Below are 24,406 nucleotides of genomic sequence, written 5' to 3' on the forward strand. Positions count from 1 at the left end.
CATAGTGTAAGGATGATGAAAGTTGCAAGATACATTAACTCATCGACAACTAAAGTCCTTAATCCAAGTGTCCAACGTTATTAATTCCAAATTAGATATTGATACCATCTTTGATTCTATCATGAATGAAACAATATCTGTCGTTGAAGCAGCTGGAGGAGGCTCTATATGGATTTTTGACAAAAACCAGAATCGACTAATCGCAAAATCCGCTCAAGGATTATTTTATCCACATATTTTTAGGCAAATTAAACTAGTGAGCGGTGAATCCATGACTGGGATTTCTTTTGCTGCAAAAAAGTGTCTAATTTTTTGGGATGAGGTAGAAATTAAACAAGCACTGTCTACATTAACTCCATATAACAGAGATTTATTGGATCGGGCTATTCCGAGTAATTTTCATTTTACATCTGTCATTTCTTCACCTATTTTACAAAAGGGAAAATGTATTGGCGTGATTACATTGGACTCTTTTGAACAATCTTTGCAGTTTAAACAAGAAGATATCAATCTATTGGAAGCGATTGGCCACCAAGCAGCGATTGCCTTAGAAAAATCCAGTCTTTATTATGAAAAGGAAAAAACAGTTCGGATGCTTTCCCATTCAATAGAAATACATAGGAACTTAGCCAATCTTGTTGTAAATGGAGAAGGAATTCAATCAATTATGAATTTTATACATAACACAATTGGACAGCATATGTTTCTCTTTAATGAGATAGGAGAACTTAAGGCTTCTGCCTGCCATTCCTCATTTTCTGTTGAGATGACCGAGTATATTACACAATATACCAAACAAATTATCCTAACACTTGAAAATTCACATACCGTTTCCGATATAAAATTAAATGATGAAACATATCAATTAGTTGTATTATCACTTGGGTCTAAACTAAAGTCTCTAGGCGGGCTAATAATCCTTTCTAAACAAAAAATGAGTGAGGTGGATATCGCTGCTCTTGAACATGCATGTACGATCATTTCACTTGAACTGGTAAAAGAACAAGCCGTTTTTGAAACACAGCAGCGTTTAAGAGGGGAATTCGTGACGAAGCTATTTTCTGGTCAGATGGATGAAGCACTCATTCAGAAAGCAAAAAATTTAAATTTTGACCCTAACCGTACCTATGTTGCCATGATTATTAATTTTGAAAATAAATTAAACGAGCAAAAGGTTTTAGGCGAACACGTTTTAAAGAATTTACTCCATATGTCCAATAAGACATTACTTGGGAGGAACTCTCAAGTAATGGCAGTAAGGGTTGAAAATCAAATTGTTGCTCTACTATCCTTTCATTCAAGAGTTTCTTCGTCCAATATTGTTGCAGAAACAAAAGAACTTGCAAAGAATTTACAACATGAGATTATAAATAAATATAGGGAGTTAGACGTATCGATTGGCATTGGAAGAATTAAGCAAGGGCTTACTTTTGTCCATGAGTCATTTGTAGAAGCGACAAAGTGCATTAAGTTTCTCAAAAACTATCTTTTTGATTATAGAGTACTTAGTTATACAGACCTTGGCGTTCAGAGGTTTATTTTACAAAACTCAAAGGAAGAATTGAACGATTTTATTCAAGAAGTATTAGGTCCTCTTATTCAATATGAAAAATCTAGAAAAGGCGAATTGTTAAGCACTCTGATTGTTTATTTAGACCAAAATCAAAACATAAAGAAAACAGCTGATTCTTTACATATTCACACCAATACTTTAAGCTACCGTTTAAAGCGAATTGAGGAAATTCTATTAACAGACTTGAATGATAGTCAACCATTATTTAATATTCATTTAGCAATCAATATTTATCAATGTATAAAAGATAAAGATACATTACAGAAAAACAAAAGCTAAAGTTTTATTATAAAGGGAAGGAAGGATGTGGGAGCATTGAACAGATACTCAATGGAAGAATTTATTAAACAATCGGAGCAGGTTGATAAGGGGCAGGGATTTTTTGAATTAGAGACCCCTCGAATATTGGAGGTAAACTTAGACGGGCAAGTATGGGCAAAAGCGGGATCGATGGTTTCTTATCAAGGGGAAATGAAATTTGTCCGCGAAGGAATGCTAGAACACGGTTTTGGAACCGCATTCAAAAAGGCCTTGACCGGAGAAGGTGCTTCATTAATGAAAGCCAACGGAAAAGGAAAATTATATCTCGCTGATAATGGTAAGAAGATTATCATTCTAAATTTACAAAACGAATCCATCTACATTAACGGAAATGATTTACTTGCATTTGAACCAAGTATTAAATGGGAAATTAAACTAATGAAGAAAATTGCAGGGATGATGGCAGGAGGCTTATTTAATGTTCGATGTGAAGGAAGCGGATTGATTGCTTTTACTGCCCATTACGAACCACTCACCTTAAGGGTATCACCTGGAAATCCTGTGATTACCGATCCAAATGCAACTGTAGCTTGGTCAGGCAGTCTTCAGCCTAAATTTCAAACCGATATCAGTTTGAAAACTTTCTTTGGAAGAGGTAGCGGCGAGTCAATTCAAATGAAGTTCGAAGGAGAAGGCTTTGTCGTAATCCAGCCTTACGAAGAGGTTTACATGAAGGCAAAGCAAAATTAATGGGTTTGAATAAAAAATAGTAATAACTAGAAAGTGCCTGACACCATTCAACTTTGAGGGTGTCAGGCACTTTTTGGGTTCATTACTTTGGCATTTCTTATTTCCAACCACAAATGGACATGGTAGAATCATATAGTTGTGAAATTCTATCATCTACCGGTGGTGTCCTGTGAAACAATCTGTATTAATTCAAGAAAACAAAAGACTTAAACTGAAGTTTGGTTTCCTAAAAAAAGACATTGTCTTTACCGTCTCACTTATATTAGCAGTAACCAGCTGTTTCATTTATCCGCCAAAACTGGAGTATATCAATTTTCAAGTGCTATTTATTTTATTTAGCCTGATGCTGACCATTAAGTCGTTCGAAGAACTAAGATTCCTAGACAAATTCGCTATTGCCATCATAAATAAATGTAATAATAGCCGCTCCGTTTCAGCGATACTGATTTTGTTATGTTTCTTTAGCTCTATGTTTGTCACGAACGATGTGGCGCTGATTACTTTTGTACCTTTGACTCTTGTTGTCTGTAAGAAAACCCAAATGCCCATGATGGAGACAATTATCTTTCAAACCATTGCAGCCAATATTGGTAGTAGTTTAACTCCAATGGGAAATCCGCAAAATTTGTTCATCTATTCGCATTATGGAATCAAGCCAATTCCCTTTTTTTCGTCGGTCCTATTCATGGCTGTCCTTGGGATTAGTTCTCTTTATTTCCTAATAAAAAGAATGAAAAATAGAGATTTGAAAGTAGTTCTGACTCCAGTGCCATTAAATGATTGGAAAAAACCAGTTGTTTGGGGATTGGTACTAGCAATTATTATTGCATCAATTTTTGGAGTGGTCAGTTACCAGGTCGCCTTCGTGGTTACATTGCTGACTGTGATCATATTAAATGTAAAATTATTGATAAAGGTTGATTATCTACTACTGTTAACCTTTATCTGTTTTTTTATCTTTATTGGAAATATATCCAATTCGAGTACATTACAAGCATTTGCCAATACAAGCATGAAAGACACTACATCTGTCTATTTTAGTTCAATTTTTTTAAGCCAATTTATCAGTAATGTTCCTGCCTCCATTCTATTGGCAGAATTCACAACTGATTGGAAACCTTTATTATTAGGAGTGAATATTGGAGGACTCGGGACTATTGTTGCCTCATTGGCCAGTGTAATTTCTTACAAACTATTTATACAGGAAAATCCAACCGAAAGTAAAAAATATTTAATCAAATTCAGTATCTATAATTTTTCCTTATTAGCGTTTTTAACTTTGATTCAGTATATTATCTTAAAAATATTTTAATAAGTCTTAGTAAGAATCAAAAAACAGGCAACATCTAGAAAATTGGATGTTGCCTGTTTTTCCAAAAAAAGGGTTTCTCAAGAAATATGACCCTGAACTAGCACTAATTTCTTTTTAACCGGTCAAAGAAAAATAACTTCCCTTCTTTATGTGGAAAGAGATTTAACTCCTTAACCTTATCTGCATGATTTGTCATGATTTCTTTAAAAAGTTCGTTCGCAGACTTATTTTTTGTTTCTATCCCCAATTTCTCTGCAGCTTGGAGAATTCGCTTTTCTCGGACAGCATGGGCTACTTCGCGAAGGTCCTTGTTATCAGTAGAAATACCCAGTTCTTTCGCTTCTTTTTTAATCTGAGTTTCACGGATTTCATGGACTAAATCCTTTAATTCTTTGCCATTTGTCGAAATTCCTAAATCCTTTGCCACTTTTTTTATGCTGGTTTCACGAACTTCACTGGCAATATCCCCTAGTTCTTTTCCTTCAGTCGAAATTCCCAACTCTTTCGCTTCTGTTTTGATTTCTGTTTCATGGACTTCTTTCGCTAATGAATCTAGCTCCTTTCCTTTTGTGTCAATCCCCAGCTCCTCTGCCCTCTTTTTAATCATCGCTTTCCGAACTTCTTTGGCAATTGTCTCAGTATCTTTGCCATCTGTTTTAATTCCCAGCGATTCGGCCTGCTTTTTAATAAACTCGGGATCGTGTCTAAAATGACCTCGACCATGTACCTCATTTGCTTTTACTTGTTCTTTTTCCTGGGTTGCTGCAAAAGCTTGGGCAGAGCCTAGCGTTCCAAACAATAAAGCCATGGCACAAAAACAAGTCATCTTCATCCTTCTCATCATGTAACTTCCTCCTAAAAAATGGTTTGGGTATTACAGATGATAGGATGTCCATGAGATGTTACCAATTTATGAACGATATGTTAAATTTTGTATTTATTAATACTAATTATAACTACTATATTTTTTCTGCTAAAATGTAAGGATTTATTGATTGTGATGTGTTGTGGATTTATGGTCTTTTGGGAGAGTCTTACTTTGAAGTGGATTTTTCATGATTTTGCATGAAGATCATTCTTTCTATTTGCAACATTACGGAAACTACGTGGAAAAATGCCTCTTTCATCTCTGAGGTTTTTAAATGTTTTTCATAATGATGGTGTATGCAGCTGGCTATTGCTTCTCTTGCCTCATAATCGAAATGATAAAAATCAACAATCAGGAAAAATAAGCCGCCACCAAAACAAATTGTCGAGTAATCCTTGCTGTTTCTCCTCCTTCGGGTTATGTTCCTCCACAAATTCCTTAAGTAACGACAGATTTTCATTATCATAATATCGAAGCAGCGTATGCTCCAGTTTTATCACTTCTACTTATTGGATTGCTCAAGTTTATTCACTTTTCGCTTCACACTTGCAACTTCATTAAAAAGCAATTCAATATCTGCGTTTACATCTGATTGAAAGGTTCTCAAATCTTTACGAACATAAGTGACATTTTCTGTTATTAATGTAGTAGAATGTTTAATAATATCTATTATTTCTGCTTGACCCGTCTCCAAGTTTTCCATCCGTGAAGTGATTTCTCTCTGGCCATTTGTTAATTCTACTTGACCCGTCTCCAAGTTTTCCATCCGTGAAGTGATTTCTCTCTGGCCATTTGTTAATTCTACTTGACCCGTCTCCAAGTTTTCCATCCGTGAAGTGATTTCTCTCTGGCCATTTGTTAATTCTACTTGACCCGTCTCCAAGGTTTCCATCCGTGAAGTGATTTCTCTCTGACCATTTGTTAATTCTACTTGACCCGTCTCTAGATTTTCCATCCGAGAAGTCAATTCTGTTTGACCCGTCTCCAAAGTTTCCATCCGTGAAGTGATTTCTCTTTGGCCAATTGTTAATTCTGCCTGACCCTTTATTAATGTTTCTTGGCTGGTCTCCAGATTTTCCATCCGAGTAGTCATTTCGTTTTGGCTTATCCTCATATTACTAACAAGCTCATTTGTGTTCTGCAGTTCTGAAAGAATTTTATCTAATTTTTTTTCCATAAACAAAACCTCCGTTCTTCGATTACATTCACTTTAAACCAACGGCACTTAATTGTAAAACCGCCTATTTTTGAAGTGAAAAAGGGGGATTTTACAAAAGAATAACGGGTATCAAAATGTAGAAAGGATAAATTAGAAAAATAACTAAAGGAAACAAATAACAGTAGGATTAATCGTGAAGAAAACGAGGAAAATCAAACAAGGAATGGTTGGTGGCCTCCAAATTATATCATTCCTATACAGTTAATCTAGTTTCGAATAATAGTTTTCATAAAATTGTAATATTCTGTTAGATTTCTTTTCATGGTTATCATCCTTTGCTTTGTGATAAATAAAGGATAACAAGAATCCAAAACGAAATGGTCGCTTCTAAAGCGACATTTTAGGCGCCAAGTAATGGCTGGTCAAAAGCAAATAAGGCCTCATTGATTTCATGTATATTGTAATTTGCATGCTGAATAAAGTACTCAATAATCACATCAAATTTATTGCTCCGTGACAAGGTATACCCGGCCGCAGCCAGCAGCTCCAATGTTTCGTCCACATTTAACTTTAACGCTACGGCAAATGCAATCGTGGTTTTCTTTTTCGGTGAATAATCATCTTCATTCCGAATTTTGGAGAATAATCGCCGGTCAATATTCGCCCGTTTATACGTCTCAACATCCGTCATTCCCTTTTCATCAATAAAACGAAGCAGCCGCTCGGAAAAAGATTCATCAAGTTCGTCCAAAAGGTTGACTAAGGAATACTCAGCTTCTTTAAACACATCCTGCTGAACATTTTCGATTTCTTGCTGGCTTTCCCATATGTATGGTTCTTCTCTATTACGGGCAAAGATACTTTCTATTTCTTCCACATAATGCTCATCAATATATTGATGAATCGATGTAAATAATTTCTTGCTTAAACCGAAAGAGCTTTTATCAAAAACGACTAGATAAACGAGAATGTCATGCTGTAATAAAAATGAGCCGATAGTAGAAACCGCAATTTGTAATGCTTCCTCCTTGGGGAAACCATAAATACCCGTCGAAATCAACGGGAATGCGATGGATTCACACTGATGGGTCATGGCTTGCTCTAAGGAGTTATAGTAAGATTCCTTTAACAGTAATGCTTCTTGATTGGAGCCACCTTGCCAAATCGGTCCAGGTGTATGTATGATATATTTTGCTTCTAAGTTAAAGCCGTCTGTCAATACAGCTTCTCCAACCTTGCATTCTCCTATTTGATCGCATGCTTTTTGTAACTCATTAACACCTGCTGCACGAAAGATAGCACCACAAACGCCACCACCCATCCTCAGTGATGTATTTGCAGCATTGACAATTGCATCCACCTTCATCTTGGTAATATCATGGCGAACAATTTCTAATGGCATCCGTTTTTTCCTCTCCCAAACAATTATTTATAAGATTTTTATCTCCCATAACGCCCTGGTTGATATTTGTAATACCATAGGGAGATTATACCATTTATTTAATTGGAGGTTAGTACGGTACATGGAAGATTTGACAAAATAAAACTCCTGCAAAATCCAGGAGTTTTAATGGAAGTTATTATTTAGATTTGTTTAACGGACTTTTTCTAAATGACGTAGAATTTGCTGGTAATGACCGGTTACGTGCTTAACGATTAAATGGTCGACTAAAAATGATAACGGTTTTCCGTCAAAGTTTGGATTATAACTTGGAGCTGTTTTTACTAAATCCCCTTCTTTAACTTTAGCAAGTGCTGCCTCTACTTTTGGTACTAAGTTTAATAGTGTAGTGATGGCTACACCTTTGTTGATACGAGATACTACGTTTTCATCTACTGCAGCTAAACGACGCACATGTTCATGATTACGTCCCCATTTGGCACCTGGAACCACAAGCAAGGCTTCCAAATCTGTCACCCAAAAATCAACCGCTTCTAAAATATGAGATACAATTTGCATGACGGACCATTCATTTTCAGATGGTTTCATGAAAAGCGCCGCCTCTTCCGTATTTTTCACTACCGTAACAATCTCATCGATGCACTTTTCAAAAGTTTCCAATTTTTCATTCAGTACTGCTGTAGTCATAATCATACATCCTCCCAAATCCTCACCTAAATGATCAATAGTTTTATAAGAAATAGAATAAAAATGCGCTAGAGTTATCTCTAACGCGTTTTTATTCAAGTAGTTAATTAGCACTCAACACGTTCATAATTTTTTTTAAGATACCCATATAAGAAATCGACAATCTTGTAGTCAGTTGGTTTGTGTTGTTCGAAAATAAAGTTACGAAGTGAAATGGTTGTTGGATCTTCAGCGTGAATAATTTCGCCCCATTTACGTGCAGTTTTTTGTACCATGGCAGAACGTGGAATTCGCAACTCTTGGTATGCTGTAAATGCTTCTTCATAAGATTTATGTTCTTTTAATTTCTCACCTAATACAAACGCATCTTCGAAAGCTTGAACACCGCCTTGAGCTAAATATTGAAGCATGGCATGACCAGAATCCCCTAATAATGTAATGTTACCTTTAGTCCAATTATCGATGGGTTCACGGTCATACATTTGCCAACGGAATTGACGGTTAATGTAAGATAAAGCGTTTTGCACTTTTGGATGAGTATTTTCAAAACGGCGTGTCATTTCTTCTGGATTTCCCCAGTCCTCTACAGTAGCATCATATGATTTAAATACGACTACTTGGTTGTAAAGCTCACCACGACGAACTGGATATTGTACTAAGTGCAGGTTTGGCCCAATCCACATGATCACATCATCTAAGTCTAAGTTGGAGTTATTCGCCACTTCTTCAATTGGAATCGTTCCACGGTAAGCTACATACGCAGAGTTTACTGGTTCATCTTCGATAAATAGCTTACGCATATTTGATTTTACCCCGTCCGCACCAATCACTGCTTCTGCAGTAAACGTTTCACCATGTTGGTTGACTATTGTTACTGAATCACCCTTTTGTTCTGCCATTTGAATCGATTGGTTGGTAAAAAATTTGACATTACTACGTTTTTGACATGCTTCATAAAGAACTCGGTGTAAGTCAGAGCGATGCAATACGATATATGGCTGACCGAATTCTTTTTGGAACCCTTCCCCTAAATCAAGAGTTGCTAACTCTTTTGCTGTATAAACATCTTTTAGGACAAGACGTTTTGGTAGTACGGCATGCTTTAAAATTTCTTCCTTTACCCCTAAACGATCTAAAACTTCTATTGCATTTGGTGCTAACTGAATCCCTGCACCAACTTCCCCAAATTCAGGCGCTTGCTCAAATATTGCTACTGATTTACCAGTTTCTAGGATTGATAGAGCTACAGCTAAACCACCGATTCCTCCACCTACGATAATGATGTCGCTTACATTAGTCATTATAAATTCCTCCCAAATGTTTTATCGCGTTCTACAAATAGTGAACTTTGTTCCCGATAAGAAAACTTTATCCCATTATTCACTATTTCGTCAATAAAAAAATATATAAAATTTAGAAAATTCCACTCATTTCATATATTTTATGTGCGGATTTTGGAATAAATATCGGTGCACAAATCGGGATACACTTAACGCTCATTCTATTGGACAATACGTTCTCAACGTCGCAATGTAAATTTCAGAATATTACGTCTTTGTGAAATAAATCTTTTCTGAAAACAAATAATATTGACAATCTTTTTAAAATCTATTAAAATTTTTATAAATAGTGAACTATATTCACAATTAGTGAAATCAAGGAGGAAAAAACATTGAAACTTATTAATTTTACTGTCGCTGGGCATACACGTGCAGGGGCAATCGTTGACCATCAAGTAATCGACTTAAACTATGCCTACCAAGCACAGTTAAAATCAGAAGGAAAATACAGATACGAAGCAATCGCTAAAGCATATGTGCCAGATAATACAGATGAGTTATACCAAGGTGGTAAAGAATCACTACAACTAGCGCAAAATGCAATCGATTTCATCTTAGCGAATCCTGAAACCTTTGATAAAAAAGTGATTTATTATCTCGATGAAGTGAAAGTAGAGGCACCTGTCGTTCGCCCAGGCAAAATTATTTGTGTGGGTCACAACTACCGCGAACACATTTTAGAAATGGGACGTGAAATCCCATCAAACCCAGTTATTTTCGCAAAATTTGCAAATACCATTCTAGGGCCAGAGGACGATATTCCACACTATCCAATTTCTGATCAACTTGACTATGAAGCAGAGTTTACTTTCGTTGTCGGCAAACAAGCTCGTAATGTGACAGAAGAAGATGCATTAGATTATGTAGCAGGTTATACCATTACAAATGACGTAACCTATCGTGATATTCAGCGCCGCACCATTCAATGGTTACAAGGAAAAACAGTAGATGGCAGTGCACCAATGGGACCATATTTAGTCACTTCTGATGAATTACAAAATCCATCTGGTTTAGATGTTGTTCTAAAAGTAAATGGTGAAGTACGCCAAAAAACGAATACTGCGAATCTAGTATTCTCTGTTCAAAAATTAGTATCATTCTTATCAAACTTAATGACGTTAGAGCCAGGAGATGTTGTCTTAACAGGAACTCCAGGGGGCGTAGGAGTTGCCATGAAACCTCAGCAATTCTTAAAAGATGGAGACGTCGTTCGTATTGAAATCGACCAGATTGGTGTCCTTGAAAATAAAGTTAAAACAACCGAAGTGCCAGCGACAGTTTAATGAGGAGATGCACGGGGTCGAGCAGCAAATACGCTGCTCTCCTTTCTCTCTATAATTTGATTCGTAAAGGAGAATATGAAAATGGCTGAAGTAAATCCAGAAGTTCAAGAGTTTATGAAAAGCTCGATTGTAACCGATTACACAAAAGATATTCAACAATACAATTTAGGGCCTCTTTGGGAAGCAATTCCTGCAATTATGCACAAAACACCTACTCCTCAAGCACAAGCTTATCTCTGGAGCGATGAATTAATCAAAAAGAAAATGGCCGAAGCAGCTCAAATCTTCACACCAGAACGTGGTGGTGAACGTCGTGCGATTTATTTTCAAAATCCCGGCTTAACTTATCGTAAACCTTGGGGCTGGGGATCTACGACGCAAACCATTTATGCAGCCGTTCAGATGTTATTGCCTGGTGAAAAAGCACCTTCTCACCGTCACTCACAAAGTGCATTACGCTTCATTTCTGAAGGTTCAGGTGCCTATACGATCGTGCAGGGTGAGCGTATTTTCATGGAAGAAGGCGACTTTTTAATTACACCAAAGGGCTTATGGCATGGCCATGCCCATTTAGGCACAGAGCCTATGTATTGGATGGATGCGTTAGATATTCCTACTCTTTACGCAATTGGCGGTACATTCTTTGAACCTTATGAGGATGGATTGCAGCAGCCAGATATTCCGGATAACTTTACAGAGAGACGTTATCGTGGCGGCATGGTTCGTCCTGTCGGTGATGATAAATTCACAGTGGCTCCGCTTGCTAATTATAAATGGGATCGCACGGTAGAAGGAATTAAAGGCTTGATGGAATTCGATCCAAATCCACACCATGGATATGCAGTCGAATACATTAACCCATCTACAGGTCAATCGGCTAACCCGACACTTGGCACAAGAATGCAGCATTTACCACACGGATTCCAAACAAGGGCATTACGCCACACTCACTCAACGGTTTACCAAGTACATCAAGGATCCGGTCACACAGTCATTAATGGCATTCGATTCGATTGGAAAAAAGGTGATTACTTCGTTGTTCCAAACTGGGCTTGGTATGAACACTTTGCATCAGAAGACTCTTACCTCTTCTCCGTAAACGATTTACCAATTATGAACCGTTTCGATTTAGAACAAGAGCAATTCTTAGAAGAAAACAACGGCCGCCAAAAAATTACTGGTGAATTTAAAGCAGACTTCCGTTAATCGGTTGTGGAAACGCTTGGTCCATTCCAAGCGTTTTTTTATGCCATTAGAATGGTTGTAGCCAGAATTCACATCAAAAAAGCCATCAAATACTAGATTTAAAATAACTAGTACTTGATGGCTCGTATTTTTTACTACTTAATAGCAGGTAAATAATTGTTTATAGCACTTTACTTAAGAACGCCTTGGTACGTTCATGCTGTGGGTTACTGAATAATTCATTTGGTTCATTTTCTTCCACAATATAGCCGCCGTCCATGAATATGACCCGATCCCCCACTTCACGAGCAAAGCCCATTTCATGGGTAACAACCACCATGGTCATTCCTTCTTTAGCCAGCTGTTTCATTACTTCTAATACATCTCCGACCATTTCAGGGTCAAGTGCAGATGTCGGCTCATCAAAAAGCATGATTTTAGGATTCATAGCCAGCGCTCTTGCGATGGCAACCCGTTGTTTTTGTCCCCCGGATAGCTCGCCTGGATAACTATTAGCTTTTTCTCTTAACCCTACTTTATCGAGTAGCTCAAGTGCTAATTTATCCGCCGCTGATTTCTCGGTAGCGCGAATTTTAATTGGTCCCATCGTAATGTTTTCTAAAACGGTTTTATGAGGGAAGAGATTAAATTGCTGGAAAACCATTCCCACTTCTTGTCTAACCTTGTTGATATTAATCTTGTTGTCTGTGATATCCTGTCCGTTAATAACTACTTCCCCACCTGAAATTTCCTCGAGGCGATTTAAGCAGCGAAGGAACGTACTTTTTCCCGAACCCGATGGGCCAATGACACAAACTACCTCTTTTTCTTTTACCTCTGCATTAATATCCTTTAAAACCTCTACCTTACCAAATGATTTTTGCAGATTTTTAACCTTAATTATGCTCATCGAACCTGAATCCTCCTTTCGATGAAATTAGCTAAGATAGTTAATAAATAAATAATGATAAAGTAAATGACACCTACAGCCAGCCAAATCTTGAATGCTTCGAACGTAGCCGAAGCTTGAATTTGCCCTTGCTGTGTTAAGTCAGCTATCCCTATAACGGATAAAAGAGAAGTATCTTTTAAACTAATAATGGACTGGTTCGTAATAGTAGGAAGCATTCTCCTAAATGCTTGTGGGAGGACCACATATCGCATCGTTTGTGCCCCTGTAAAACCAATTGATCTTGCTGCTTCTGTTTGCCCCTTATCAATCGATTGAATCCCCGCTCTGATAATCTCAGCAAAGTAAGCCCCGGCATTAATGGCAACAGTGACGATCCCAGCGGTTGTGCTATTTAAGGAGATTAATTGTAAAGAATTCACGCCGAAATAGATAAAAAACAATTGTACAATAAATGGCGTACCTCGAATTGCATCCACATAAACCTTTGCAATCCAATTTAAAATCCTATTCGGTGCCAATCTCAATAAAGCGACAAGTAAACCAATTAAAAAACCTAGAATAATAGCTATCACAAATATATATAGGGTCACTTGAAGTCCTTTTAATAACATGGGTATAGCCGCAGAAATAATATCCATCCTGTTCATCCCCTTTCAACAAGAAGGCGCGCATTAAGCGCGCCTTATCTTCACGTATTTATTATTCACCTAGATACGTTTTAATAATTTTATCATAGGTTCCGTCTTTCTTTAACTCAGCAAGACCATCGTTGATTTTTTTCAAAAGATCCGTGTTTTTTCCTTTTAGAACAGCAATTCCATATTGATCTCCGTTCAAACGATCACCCACGATTTTTAAGCCAAGGTCTTTTTGGGCAATTGCATATGAAATTACAGGATAATCTTCAATAAGTGCATCCGCATTTCCGTTAGATACCTCTTGGAACATAGCGGGACTATCATTAAATTGAACAACGGTAATTCCTAATTTTGCAGCATTGTCTTGTGCATATTTTGCACCAGATGTACCTTTTTTAACAGCAACTTTTTTGCCTTTAAGGTCATTGATTGATTTAATAGTTGAATTATCATCTTTCACGATTAATGTTAACCCTGCATCAAAATATGGTGATGAGAAATCTACTATTTTTTTTCTTTCTTCTGTTATACTCATACCTGCAATAGCCACATCTAGCTGATTAGCTTGCATAGCTGGAATGATTCCACCAAAATCCATTGGAGAAAGTTCAATTTTGAAGCCCTGATTTTTTGCTATTGCATTGATTAATTCAATATCGATACCCTTATATTCGTTTCCTTCTTTAAATTCAAATGGAGGATACGTCGTATCTACACCAACTTTATACACCTTACCTGCTTCCTCTTTCCCGCTTTTTGTGTCACTGCTTCCACACGCTGCGATAAAGATGGTAAGGATTAAAAACAAACTAAATAAACCAAACTTCTTCATTTCAACCTCTCCTTATTTGTCAGATTATTCCCATTTGCAGAATTGATAGAATTCACCTAGTTAATATAACACATATGATAAACATAAAAAAGGAGAAGTTATTGGAATATAGATTATTTTTTATAAAATTAATATCATAGGATAATTTTAACGGTGGCAATATCAAAATTTTTTTAATACGGGCTCCAATTTCATCTCAATGTATATGATATAGGGTAAATGCCTAATTACTCTCCTTACAATCGAAAGGAAGTGTTTAAATGTATTCTAACGCAATCCCAACAATTAGTGATACCTCTTATGTTATTCCCCAGCCTCCGATGTCTTATGGCTATGCGACTCCTGTTCAAGGACACTGTGTTAATTTTCGTGGGTGTGAAAATTTTCTCATTATAATAGTGTTGTTTATTTTATTAATCATTATTGGTGCAATTGCTTTTTGCTTTGAATAGGGCAGAACTTGATCAACTCTTCAAAAATTCATTTAGTTTTATAGAGTAGATGGTAAAAATAAGGGACATGGAATGACCCCCATGTCCCTTACTGCTTCCCAAAGCTTTAGTTCACTTGGGAAGCGCTCCCGATTGACCTTAATGTTAGTTTTTTGTAATGGTCTGTCCCTCTTCTTGCATAGAGATATACCAAGGGGGGATTTTTATTTTTTCTACAAATAAACTGATTAGAATGACTGTTGCCTATGTTTTTATTACCTCAGCACTGATGAAATTAATGGGTACTGAATTAGCGAATCATTTTCTAGGATTAGGACTGCCCTATCCCCACATGATGTTAAAGCTTGTTATTTTAATTGAAATGGTTTGCGGAATTCTATTATTGGTTAATAAAGCTGTTAAAAATGCAGTGGTACCTTTAATTGGTATTATTATCGCAGCCCTTCTTTTAACAAAGATTCCCCTACTGCACACTGGACTACTACCATTCGCTTTTGGTGCTCGTTTAGACATAGTGATGTTAGTTTTGCTCATTTTTCTATACAAGCAATATCCTCGCTGATCCTTACATTTGCTAAAAATAATCAATTATGTGAATCTCGTTTTGCCACAGCTAATAAACTTAAAAATTCAAAGACTATGCTTGCTGCAGTTAATGCCGTCACTTCGGAAGGATCTAGAGCCGGAAGCACTTCTACCAAGTCAAAACCGATAAAGTTTAATCCGGTGAGCTGGCGGAGCATGTGCTGTGCCTCAGCACTCGTGAACCCTGCAATTTCTGGAGTGCCAGTTCCAGGTGCATATACTGGGTCGAGAAAATCAATATCAAACGTGAGAAAAACCTTATCGTTTCCAACTCTTTCACGAACGCGACTAATCGTTTCGCTTAACCCGATAATCCGCATTTCATCTGAGGTTATGACTTCAAAACCCAGTTCTCGTGCCTCATTGATATCATTTGGATCATAGACAGTACCGCGCATCCCTAACTGAATCGAACGGGATGGATTTATGATACCTTCTTCCAAGGCACGGCGAAATGGAGTACCATGTGTATACTTTTCACCCCAATATTCATCCCATGTATCTCCGTGAGCATCAAAATGGATAAGTGATAATGGGCCGTGTACACTGGCAAGGGCCCGTAATTCAGGCAATGAAATGGAGTGATCGCCTCCAAGTACTATGGGAACGGCCCCTTTTTTTGCCCATACTTTCACATGTTCAGTAATGTATAGATGGCTTTGCAATGTGTTCCCGGGAATAACCATTACATCCCCACCGTCTACACCTTCCAAAAAATCAAACGGACGAATTTGATGGTAAACATTAGCAGGCCTCAGAAGGACAGAACTACGGCGAATGGCCTCAGGGCCAAAACGCGCTCCAGAACGATAGCTCGCCGAAGTATCAAACGGAGCACCCAGTATGACAAAATCTTTTTGATCTATTTCCTGCTGGTAAGGTAATCTCATAAAACTGCGGATTCCCGAAAATCTGGGCATCGAATTGGGGTTAGGAATTTCAAATTTCTTACTCAAAGTAATTCCCTCTTTTCTTATAAAAAATATATTCCAAAAAAGATTTCCCCTTTTTTTGGGGTGCAGATCCAAAGAATTTAATTAAGGTCATTTCGGTAATTCTGAACTCTAGTGAAAAAAAGGAAAGGAAAGGACACGTATTCCTCCTCCCTATCCCTTTAAAATAAATCTATTTTCTACTTCCTTACTAAACTAATTTTACTTTCTTCATACGGGATTGATACCTGGTCCGCATCCCTCAATTTTCTTTTCATCATTACATAATAGAGTACGGATGGAACTACCAATCCTAATATCCAGGCTATATCGGCGCCCCCCATTGCTTTCGCACCAGCTCCTACATAGAATGAGGTGTTCATAAATGGCACTTCGGCAATAATAGAAATGAGAAACGATACAGCAGTGATTTTATTTACTTTTCCGTACTTTCCATTTAAATCAAAAATATCTTTAATACTATACTCCCCGTGACGCAGGACGTAAAAATCAATGAGGTTAATGGCTGTCCATGGAATTAAAAAGTAACTAATAAATAAGATAAAGTTGACAAAATTGGACAAGAAATTTCCCTGACCCAAAATAGCCAGAAAAGTTCCAACTGTTCCAATTCCTAAGATAAAAGACATCCTTACTTTTGGGGTTACTTTTATTTTTGAAAAAGGCTCAACAGTAGATATGGTTGACATAAAGGCGCCATATAAATTAAAAACATTGATAGAGAACTGACCTAGGATGATAACTGCGATTAAAAGAAACGAAAAACTTCCAAACTGATTAGCGAGATTCGTGCCGGCATTACTTAGGAAATTCGGAATGGCAGTAGTCAATAAGACTCCTAAAACCATCATCCAAACAGTGCCTAAAACCGTCCCGGCATACGTATACCAATAGGTTTTTGAGTAATTGGTATCAATTGGCAAATATCTTGAATAGTCAGCAACATATGGTGCATAAGAGATCTGCCAAGTTGCTACCACACTAACACTTAACATAAAGACGGGTAGATTGAACTCAGCTGGAGACCAGCTTCCTGGTGGAACGGGTAATTGGAAGACAATAAACGTAGCAGCTATGAAAACAAGAAAGAACACCCATGTCAAATACTTTTGCATTTTATGAATAAGATCATGTCCAATTATTGTCACGATAAAGGTGATGATATTAAGGACAATGATACTTAAAGTTAAATTAAGGTCTAAGGCACTGCTCAATACTTGTGCCCCTAACAAACCACTGCTTGCAAAAAACCCCAAGTACATGAAAATAACTAGAATTAAGGGAATCACGGCACCAATAACTCCGAATTGTGCACGGCTTTGAATCATTTGGGGGATACCGAGTTTAGGTCCTTGAGCAGAATGTGAAGCCATAAAAATGGCTCCTATTAAATTACCAAGGATAATAGCTACAACACTCCAAAAAAGATTTAAGCCAAAAGTGACACATAATGATCCTGTCACAAGTGTGGTAATGTGCATATTTGCAGCAAACCAAACTGAAAACAATCCTCTTGGTTTTCCATGACGTTCATTGGCTGGAATGTACTCAATACTTCTTGTCTCAATTTTCATAGATCTGCCCCCTGAAATATATTATTTTGGTGACTTATCTTAGGAGTGAACTTCTTCCATATTCAACTTACGATCATCAATGTTCTCTTTTTCCTTTAAAACGAAGCTAAGTAAATCCAATGCAAGTCGTGCACCAACTTGACCGGTCATTCCAGCTGGGTCATATGGCGGTGCTACTTCGACCAAATCAAAGCCAATTACTTTTCCTCTTTTAGCTATTCCTTCCAGTAATTCATTTACTTCATCGTAATTAAATCCTCCTGGTGAAGGGGTACCTGTTCCAGGTGCTACGGAAGGATCCAAACCATCAATATCTAGAGTAATATAGTATTTTTCTCCTTCCGGAAGTAGTTCTATCACACTTTCAATTCCCATTTTCCTAATTTGGCGCGGTGATAAGATAACACTTCCATATTCTCGTGCTGCATCCACATCTTCCTTCAAACTGCTGGAAATTCCTCGAATTCCAAATTGGAAAATTTTCTGAACATGATCCATTTCAGATAAACGACGGATACAGCTTCCATGCCCATACCTTTGCCCGGAACGATGATCCGCCCAATCCAAATGTGCATCGATTTGAATGACATGAAAAGGTCCTAACTCTTCTAATGCTTTTCCGACTGGAATGGTAATAGAATGATCTCCGCCTAATACAACCGGCATGGCTCCTTTTGAAACAATCTTTATAATCGCTTCTTCTGTATTTTCATGACATTGCATCATATCTCCGTGAACCATGTCCACATCGCCGCAATCGACTACTTTCCATCTTGGCCCCAAATATGTAATATCTTTTTCAATATCATAAGCACCATTTAATCCAAAACTGTAAAGTGTAGATCCTTCGCGAATCCCCCTTGGACCCATTCTTGCTCCAGATTTCCATTGAGTACCCATATCATTTGGAACCCCAATAACAGCTACATCCGCATCTAGTTGATTCATATCTGAACAAACAGGATATTTTCCAAAAGTGCAGATTCCAGTAAAAGGTAAATTCAAAAATTGCTTTTCATCTTGATTTGACATAAAATAGCCTCCTTTAGTTTTCTAACATTAAAGAATGCAATTTACATGCCAACTACTAAAGACAGCGTTTAAGAGAACGTTATAGTCAAAAACGACTACCTTTGCTCCACATATTTTAGTATTTTCCGATTTGCAGTAGATTGGCTGATTCCTAATATTTCTGCAAGTTTAATGCTACTGGGATATTTCTGATACATTCGCACAATATACTCCTTTTCTAGTGTTTCTATATAATCATTTAACGGAATTTCGTTCGTAGATTGGGTGTAGGAATCCCTTTTTGTTTCCTCTTCACGCCAATCAAGGTCTATTACGCTCCCACTAGATGTGATCATCTTCTTTTCAATATAATTTCGTAATTCTCTGACATTTCCCGGCCAATTTTGTTGGCTTAGCCAAGCAGCCATTGTTGGGGTAAAGTATGTATTCAATTGATATTTACGATTCAATTGTTTAGTAATCTCGTAAATTAGTGGAATGATTTCTTCCTTCCGTTCCCTTAGCGGTGGAATCTCTACTTTTACGACATTGATTCGGTAATAAAGATCTTCTCTAAATTTCCTTTCTTTGATCATCTTTTCTAAGTTCTGATTAGTAGCACAAATGATTCTGCAATTCACCTCAATTTTTTTTGTTCCGCCAATTCTCATTAAGGTTTGATTTTGCAAAACCGATAATAGTTTTACTTGAAGATTCAATGGCAGTTCACCAATTTCATCTAGAAAAAGAGTTCCATTTCCTGCTGCTTCAAAATACCCCTTTTTACCTCCTTTTTTAGACCCGGTAAAAGCTCCGTCCTCATACCCGAAAAGCTCTGATTCAAATAAAGATTCAGGGATTGCACCACAGTTTACTTCAATGAAAGGTTCAGCCTTTCTTGATGACATTTGATGAATTTTATAAGCAATATGGTTTTTACCAACGCCCGACTCACCCTCGAGTAATACAGTAATGTTTATATCGGCTACCTTTGACACAACTTCAAATACTTTTTCCATTTTTCCATTACTAATAAGGAATTGTTGAGTCGCCTGTTTTCGTAATTTTTCATTTTCTTCTTGAAATTTTAGTAATGCTTTAGCTACCTGCTCATTTTCTTTTCTTAAGGACTCAAATTCGGTTATATCCCTTGAAAAACTCGTTGCACCTATTAATATTCCAGATTGATCATAAACCGGATATCCGGAGATAATTAGTTTTCTACTATGATTTGTTTCTTGAATAAGCGTTACTTCCTTGTTAGTTCTTAGCACGCTTGCAATGACAGAGGGAGAAAACAGCCCTTGTTGTTCAAGTTCAAAAATATTATTATTTACGATTTGCTCACAAGGAATACCAAAGACAGTTTCAGTAGATTGACTGGCATATAAAACCATTCCCGTTACATCCGCAATAAAGATTTCATCGAAAGAATGTTCTAAAATATGGTTTAAAAGGATCGAATTATCCATGCTTTTATACATTTTCATCACCTAGTCATTTTTGATTTAATCATAATCAAAAATGACTAACAATTCAAACTATTTTAAATATTTTTATATGGTCTCTTTATCTGTAAGCCCACTTAAATAAACGACAGGCACTTGGCTCTGTGTATGTTTAATGACAAAGTTCTTTACAACTAAATCAGGCGTCTATAATTATTTTGGTTGATAATGGGTAATTTATTAAAGTCCGTGGGTATTATGGTACATTTAAAGGAGGAAAGATATGAGACTCAGAATACTATTTAAGTTGTCGGTGGTCGTTTTGGTTACAGCATCTATTTTAATAGGATCCATTTATCCTAATACGAAAGCGATGAGTGTGGAAGCAGCGAGAATTCCAGGGAATAATCAAAAGGCCGATCTTGTGATTAAGAATGGGCTTATTTTAACAATGAATACGAAAAAGGACCGCTTTGCCAAAGGAACAGTAGTCATTAAGGATAAAAAAATCATCGCAATTGGCGATGAAAAGTTAGAAAAACAATATAAAGCAGGGAAAGTCATAAATGCCAATGGTAATATCGTGATGCCGGGAATGATCAATACTCATAATCATGTTCCAATGGTTGCGTTTAGAAGTATTGGTGAAGAGGGAGTAGGTAATCGATTGTTTGATGTGTTTTTTCCATTAGAAGGAAAACTACTTTCAAGAGACCTTATTTATAAAGCATCTATTCATGGCGTCATAGAAATGGCAATGGGAGGAGTTACGACCTATGCAGATATGTATTACCATGAAGATGAAGTAGCAAAGGCGACAGAAAAGATTGGCATTAGAGGAGTTCTAGGAGAAACAGTTATTAGTTTTCCAACTGTCGATGCTCCGGAACCATATGGCGGGCTAAAATATGCAGAGAACTTTATTAAACAATATAAGAATCATGAACTAATTACTCCTTCGGTGGTGGCACATGCTCCATACACAGTTAGCCCTGAGATGATTAAGGCATCGAAGGATTTAGCCAATAAATATCAGGTACCCTTTGCGATGCATGCTGCAGAATTTGCTGATGAAGCCCAAAGAGTAGAAACCAAATTTGGTAAGAAGTTTCCTACCGTTATCAAATACCTGGATTCTTTAGGAATTTTAGATGAGAATACAATGCTTGCACATGCCATCCATATTGATGATGAGGACATAAACATCATTAAACAAAGAGGCGCTACAATTGCTCATAATCCAATAGCGAATACAAAAGGAGCAACTGGTGTTGCACCTGCGATTAAGATTGATAAAGCAGGGATTAAAATGGGATTGGGTACAGATGGGCCTATGAGCTCAAACACCATGGATGTATTCGGAACAGCGGGATATGCTGCAAGAGTCCACAAATTGGTAAACAAAGATCAAAGTGTAATGCCACCAAGTAAGGTGGTCGAACTTGCCACAATCGGCGGAGCCAAAGCACTTGGATTGGATAAAAAAATCGGCTCACTAGAGGTCGGGAAATACGCGGATATTATTATTGTTGATATCCATGCGCCTAACACATTTCCAACCTATGATCCTTACGCAACGTTAACATATGCAGCAGGACCACAAAATGTAAGAGATGTAATCGTTAATGGGAAATTGATTGTAGAAAACAAAAAACTTAAGACATATGATTATAAGAAAAATCTAAAGGATATGGAAGGAATCTATAAACAAGTAGCAGAAGTAGAGAAAACCCTTCCATATCATCAACAAAAACCAACAAGTGAATGAAGTACACAACACAAAAATGCTTTTTGGGAGATTAGCAGTCAAATCAAGCCATTTTAATGTAAAAAAGAATCAAAACAAACTGCCATCAAACTTGCGATGGCTGTTTGTTTTGCGGTTGGTACACTATATATTTTGTCGGGCTAATATCAGTCAATACTAAGATCAATTTATTAAATTTGCCGGAAAAGTGGTAAATATAAAACAAGAGAAATACAAACTGGTGAAGTTTTGCAAAGAAAGGATTATCGAAAATGATTATTATGGATAGGGAACAAAGCTATTTTATGGTAACTCAGAATGATCACGCCAAAATTGCAGGGGAAATCGCCCGAAACTGTAAAGATGATTATTTTTTTGATCTTACACGAACCCAAGAAGTGCAACTGGCCATCCAAGAACATGACAGAGGCTGGATAGACCTGGACAAGTCTCCTGTTTGGAATGATAAAACGGAAAAGCCGTACTCTTTTATCGACTACCCGATAACTCTGAAAATATCTTTTTATAAAAAAGGGTTGAATGAAGTTGAAAAAATGAGCAAGTATGCTGGACTGTTATGCAGTTTACACTATTCATCATTCATTCAGGATGCTACAGAACCGACAGTCAGGGAATTTTGGAATGAAGAAAAGCAAAGACAGGAGCAACTTTTAAAGGAAATGCACATAGTGGGAGACGAGAAAAAGAATGAAACTTTAATGTACCACTTAGATCTGTTAAAATTTTGCGATTATCTATCCCTGTATATTTGTTTAAATGAACCTGGAAATAATAATAGGATACATCCCTTTTTCCGAAATGGATTTCCACAGTTATTTCCTTTTGTTACGGACAAACCCATCGTTGCTCATTGGAAAAACCAAGAAACGGTTTCGCTCTCCTTCTCCCCTTTAAAAAGTGAATGTGAAGTAAAACTGCCTTATCGGGCTGTAAGAAAAGACCAAATAGAGGAGCACGGTATCTTACAGGCATACAAAGACACCCCTGTTACTATTAGGAGGATAGAGTTTAAATAGGAGAAAACTAAAAAGGAGAAATCAATTTTCCCCCATCAACACAGCCTGCCTGTTCGGCCCCCCATTTTTGACCACCACTATGAATTTTATATTACAAGACAATGTGAAAAGCCACTGAGATCAAGAACTCATGGCTTCATATCGTTGTATTCAAGGGATTCCTTTTTTAGTGATTTTAAATCAAAACAAAAAGGAAACTCCCTTCTTGGATCGGTGGGAGTTTCCTTCTTGTTAAAGTATTTAACTAATCTATTCTACTCCCGGAAACCATCCTGGCGAATGAATAATTGCCTGCCACAAAGGATCTGGTACTTCCAGCTCGTGCTGATGATTCTTGTTTATTTTGGTGACAATTTCAGATTCTCTACCTTGTTCCACTTTTTGCACCCACTCAGGATCAATAATCAGTTCACGTCCCAATGCAATTAATGGGACTCCCGTTTCCAATGCGTTTAAGGCATCATCCGCTGTATAAATGGAACCGACACCGATTACTGGAACTCTGTCACCGATACGGTCTTGAATGATTTCAACTCGTGAACGTGTATCTTCCACTCCTCGTCTAGGTGTTGACCTGAAATCCAACAATGAAACATGAAGATAATCAAGGTCTTTTTCTGCAAGTGCATCTATTAGTGCTAGTGTGTCCGCCATTGTGATTCCAGGTGTTTCAGATTCCTCAGGGGAAAAACGATAGCCAACCATGAAAGGCTCCTTCGCATAATCAGCAACAACTCTCTTTACTTCATCCACAACCGCCAAAGGAAATGATAGTCGTTTTTCAAGAGTGCCACCCCATCGGTCATCCCGACGATTAGAATGAGGAGAAAAGAATTGCTGAATCAGGTATCCATTTGCACCATGTAATTCAACTCCGTCATACCCTGCTTCAATGGCTCGTCGAGTGGTTTCTCCAAAATCGCGAATAATAGATTCGACCTCTGTTTCAGTCAATGCGCGGGGAACGGGTTTTCCTTCACCTTCTGATGGAACTGCACTAGCACTTACCACGTCACCATTCACTAATTCAGGTGGGACCTGGCGGCCGCCATGGAAGATTTGTAAAATTGCTTTGGCCCCCTGCTCTTTAATGGCCGATGCTAGACGTCCCAAACTTGGTATCATTTCATCTCGGTCTCCACCAAATTCACCATGAAATCCTTTACCATTCCTGGTCACATAGGTACATGCTGTAATGACCATTCCCACTCCTTTTGCACGTCGTTGATAATACTTGACCTCCGCATCTGAGACAGTGTCGTCAGGATTTGATGAGAAATTGGTCATCGGTGCCATGACAATTCGGTTTTTTAAGTGAATCCCCTTTCCTATCGTAAATGACTCAAATAATGGTGCATATTTTACATTCTTCATGTCTTTACTCCTCCTGTGTGTT

Annotated in this window: 22 protein-coding genes; 9 read left to right on the forward strand and 13 right to left on the reverse strand. The window is 37.4% G+C overall.

What is annotated here, in order from left to right; translation table 11 throughout:
* Window positions 1-22 precede the first annotated feature (22 nt).
* The 3 genes from BR30_RS0126285 to BR30_RS0126295 all read left to right on the forward strand — a co-directional run bounded on the left by BR30_RS0126285 (window position 23) and on the right by BR30_RS0126295 (window position 3,896).
* Window positions 23-1,852: a helix-turn-helix domain-containing protein gene (locus BR30_RS0126285; RefSeq protein ID WP_026567625.1), complete on the forward strand. Its 1,830-nt coding sequence runs from the start codon at window positions 23-25 to the stop codon at window positions 1,850-1,852.
* Window positions 1,853-1,888: 36 nt separating this feature from the next.
* A complete protein-coding gene (locus BR30_RS0126290; RefSeq protein WP_026567626.1) occupies window positions 1,889-2,584 on the forward strand; it encodes an AIM24 family protein in 696 nt (231 codons plus the stop codon).
* 169 nt (window positions 2,585-2,753) lie between these two features.
* The gene (locus tag BR30_RS0126295) at window positions 2,754-3,896 is read left to right on the forward strand and encodes an SLC13 family permease (RefSeq protein ID WP_026567627.1); all 1,143 of its coding nucleotides are present in this window, start codon (window positions 2,754-2,756) and stop codon (window positions 3,894-3,896) included.
* Between the two features lie 103 nt (window positions 3,897-3,999).
* Here BR30_RS0126295 and BR30_RS35440 read toward each other — a convergent pair whose 3' ends face one another.
* From BR30_RS35440 to BR30_RS0126320, 5 genes are all read right to left on the reverse strand, one after another.
* Complete coding sequence (locus BR30_RS35440; protein WP_026567628.1) at window positions 4,000-4,740, reverse strand: hypothetical protein; 741 nt, start codon at window positions 4,738-4,740, stop codon at window positions 4,000-4,002.
* 526 nt (window positions 4,741-5,266) lie between these two features.
* Window positions 5,267-5,941 (reverse strand): hypothetical protein, encoded by a 675-nt coding sequence (locus BR30_RS0126305; protein WP_026567629.1) that lies wholly within the window; start codon window positions 5,939-5,941, stop codon window positions 5,267-5,269.
* A gap of 382 nt (window positions 5,942-6,323) precedes the next feature.
* Entirely contained in the window at window positions 6,324-7,325 is a 1,002-nt protein-coding gene (locus BR30_RS0126310) for a macro domain-containing protein (RefSeq protein WP_026567630.1), read from the reverse strand.
* A 192-nt stretch (window positions 7,326-7,517) separates the two neighbouring features.
* On the reverse strand, window positions 7,518-8,012 hold the full coding sequence (locus tag BR30_RS0126315; RefSeq protein ID WP_026567631.1) for a DinB family protein: 495 nt from the start codon (window positions 8,010-8,012) through the stop codon (window positions 7,518-7,520).
* A gap of 107 nt (window positions 8,013-8,119) precedes the next feature.
* Window positions 8,120-9,313: an FAD-dependent monooxygenase gene (locus tag BR30_RS0126320; RefSeq protein WP_026567632.1), complete on the reverse strand. Its 1,194-nt coding sequence runs from the start codon at window positions 9,311-9,313 to the stop codon at window positions 8,120-8,122.
* A 371-nt stretch (window positions 9,314-9,684) separates the two neighbouring features.
* On the opposite strand from BR30_RS0126320, the gene BR30_RS0126325 reads away from it, so the two are divergent.
* Together BR30_RS0126325 and BR30_RS0126330 are read left to right on the forward strand one after the other, a co-directional pair.
* On the forward strand, window positions 9,685-10,635 hold the full coding sequence (locus tag BR30_RS0126325) for a fumarylacetoacetate hydrolase family protein (protein WP_026567633.1): 951 nt from the start codon (window positions 9,685-9,687) through the stop codon (window positions 10,633-10,635).
* 81 nt (window positions 10,636-10,716) lie between these two features.
* On the forward strand, window positions 10,717-11,841 hold the full coding sequence (locus BR30_RS0126330; RefSeq protein ID WP_026567634.1) for a cupin domain-containing protein: 1,125 nt from the start codon (window positions 10,717-10,719) through the stop codon (window positions 11,839-11,841).
* Between the two features lie 160 nt (window positions 11,842-12,001).
* Here the strand turns inward: BR30_RS0126330 and BR30_RS0126335 are convergent, their stop codons facing one another.
* From BR30_RS0126335 to BR30_RS0126345, 3 genes are all read right to left on the reverse strand, one after another.
* Window positions 12,002-12,730, reverse strand: coding sequence for an amino acid ABC transporter ATP-binding protein (locus tag BR30_RS0126335; protein ID WP_026567635.1), 729 nt, complete (start codon window positions 12,728-12,730; stop codon window positions 12,002-12,004).
* Window positions 12,727-13,371 (reverse strand): amino acid ABC transporter permease, encoded by a 645-nt coding sequence (locus tag BR30_RS0126340; RefSeq protein WP_026567636.1) that lies wholly within the window; start codon window positions 13,369-13,371, stop codon window positions 12,727-12,729. Before BR30_RS0126340 ends, BR30_RS0126335 begins: the two co-directional genes overlap by 4 nt.
* Window positions 13,372-13,432: 61 nt before the next feature.
* A complete protein-coding gene (locus BR30_RS0126345; protein WP_026567637.1) occupies window positions 13,433-14,203 on the reverse strand; it encodes a transporter substrate-binding domain-containing protein in 771 nt (256 codons plus the stop codon).
* 320 nt (window positions 14,204-14,523) lie between these two features.
* On the opposite strand from BR30_RS0126345, the gene BR30_RS34615 reads away from it, so the two are divergent.
* Window positions 14,524-14,655, forward strand: a complete 132-nt coding sequence (locus BR30_RS34615; RefSeq protein ID WP_155928860.1) for a YjcZ family sporulation protein — start codon at window positions 14,524-14,526, stop codon at window positions 14,653-14,655.
* Between the two features lie 232 nt (window positions 14,656-14,887).
* Window positions 14,888-15,217: a DoxX family protein gene (locus BR30_RS0126355; RefSeq protein WP_035446139.1), complete on the forward strand. Its 330-nt coding sequence runs from the start codon at window positions 14,888-14,890 to the stop codon at window positions 15,215-15,217.
* A gap of 22 nt (window positions 15,218-15,239) precedes the next feature.
* On the opposite strand, the gene speB (BR30_RS0126360) is transcribed toward BR30_RS0126355, so the two are convergent.
* From speB (BR30_RS0126360) to BR30_RS0126375, 4 genes are all read right to left on the reverse strand, one after another.
* Window positions 15,240-16,160, reverse strand: a complete 921-nt coding sequence (gene speB / locus BR30_RS0126360; RefSeq protein WP_035446228.1) for an agmatinase — start codon at window positions 16,158-16,160, stop codon at window positions 15,240-15,242.
* Window positions 16,161-16,372: 212 nt separating this feature from the next.
* Window positions 16,373-17,767, reverse strand: a complete 1,395-nt coding sequence (locus BR30_RS0126365) for a purine-cytosine permease family protein (protein WP_026567640.1) — start codon at window positions 17,765-17,767, stop codon at window positions 16,373-16,375.
* 39 nt (window positions 17,768-17,806) lie between these two features.
* Window positions 17,807-18,799, reverse strand: a complete 993-nt coding sequence (gene speB, locus BR30_RS0126370; protein ID WP_026567641.1) for an agmatinase — start codon at window positions 18,797-18,799, stop codon at window positions 17,807-17,809.
* 95 nt (window positions 18,800-18,894) lie between these two features.
* On the reverse strand, window positions 18,895-20,262 hold the full coding sequence (locus BR30_RS0126375) for a sigma-54 interaction domain-containing protein (RefSeq protein WP_026567642.1): 1,368 nt from the start codon (window positions 20,260-20,262) through the stop codon (window positions 18,895-18,897).
* Window positions 20,263-20,509: 247 nt separating this feature from the next.
* On the opposite strand from BR30_RS0126375, the gene BR30_RS0126380 reads away from it, so the two are divergent.
* Both BR30_RS0126380 and BR30_RS0126385 read left to right on the forward strand, forming a co-directional pair.
* Window positions 20,510-21,994 carry an amidohydrolase gene (locus BR30_RS0126380; protein ID WP_197032410.1) on the forward strand — a complete coding sequence of 495 codons (1,485 nt, stop codon included), beginning with the start codon at window positions 20,510-20,512 and terminating at the stop codon, window positions 21,992-21,994.
* 260 nt (window positions 21,995-22,254) lie between these two features.
* On the forward strand, window positions 22,255-23,010 hold the full coding sequence (locus BR30_RS0126385; RefSeq protein WP_231507814.1) for a DUF3891 family protein: 756 nt from the start codon (window positions 22,255-22,257) through the stop codon (window positions 23,008-23,010).
* A gap of 249 nt (window positions 23,011-23,259) precedes the next feature.
* Here the strand turns inward: BR30_RS0126385 and BR30_RS0126390 are convergent, their stop codons facing one another.
* A complete protein-coding gene (locus BR30_RS0126390) occupies window positions 23,260-24,384 on the reverse strand; it encodes an NADH-dependent flavin oxidoreductase (RefSeq protein ID WP_026567645.1) in 1,125 nt (374 codons plus the stop codon).
* Window positions 24,385-24,406 lie beyond the last annotated feature (22 nt).

The organism is Bacillus sp. UNC41MFS5, from assembly GCF_000686805.1.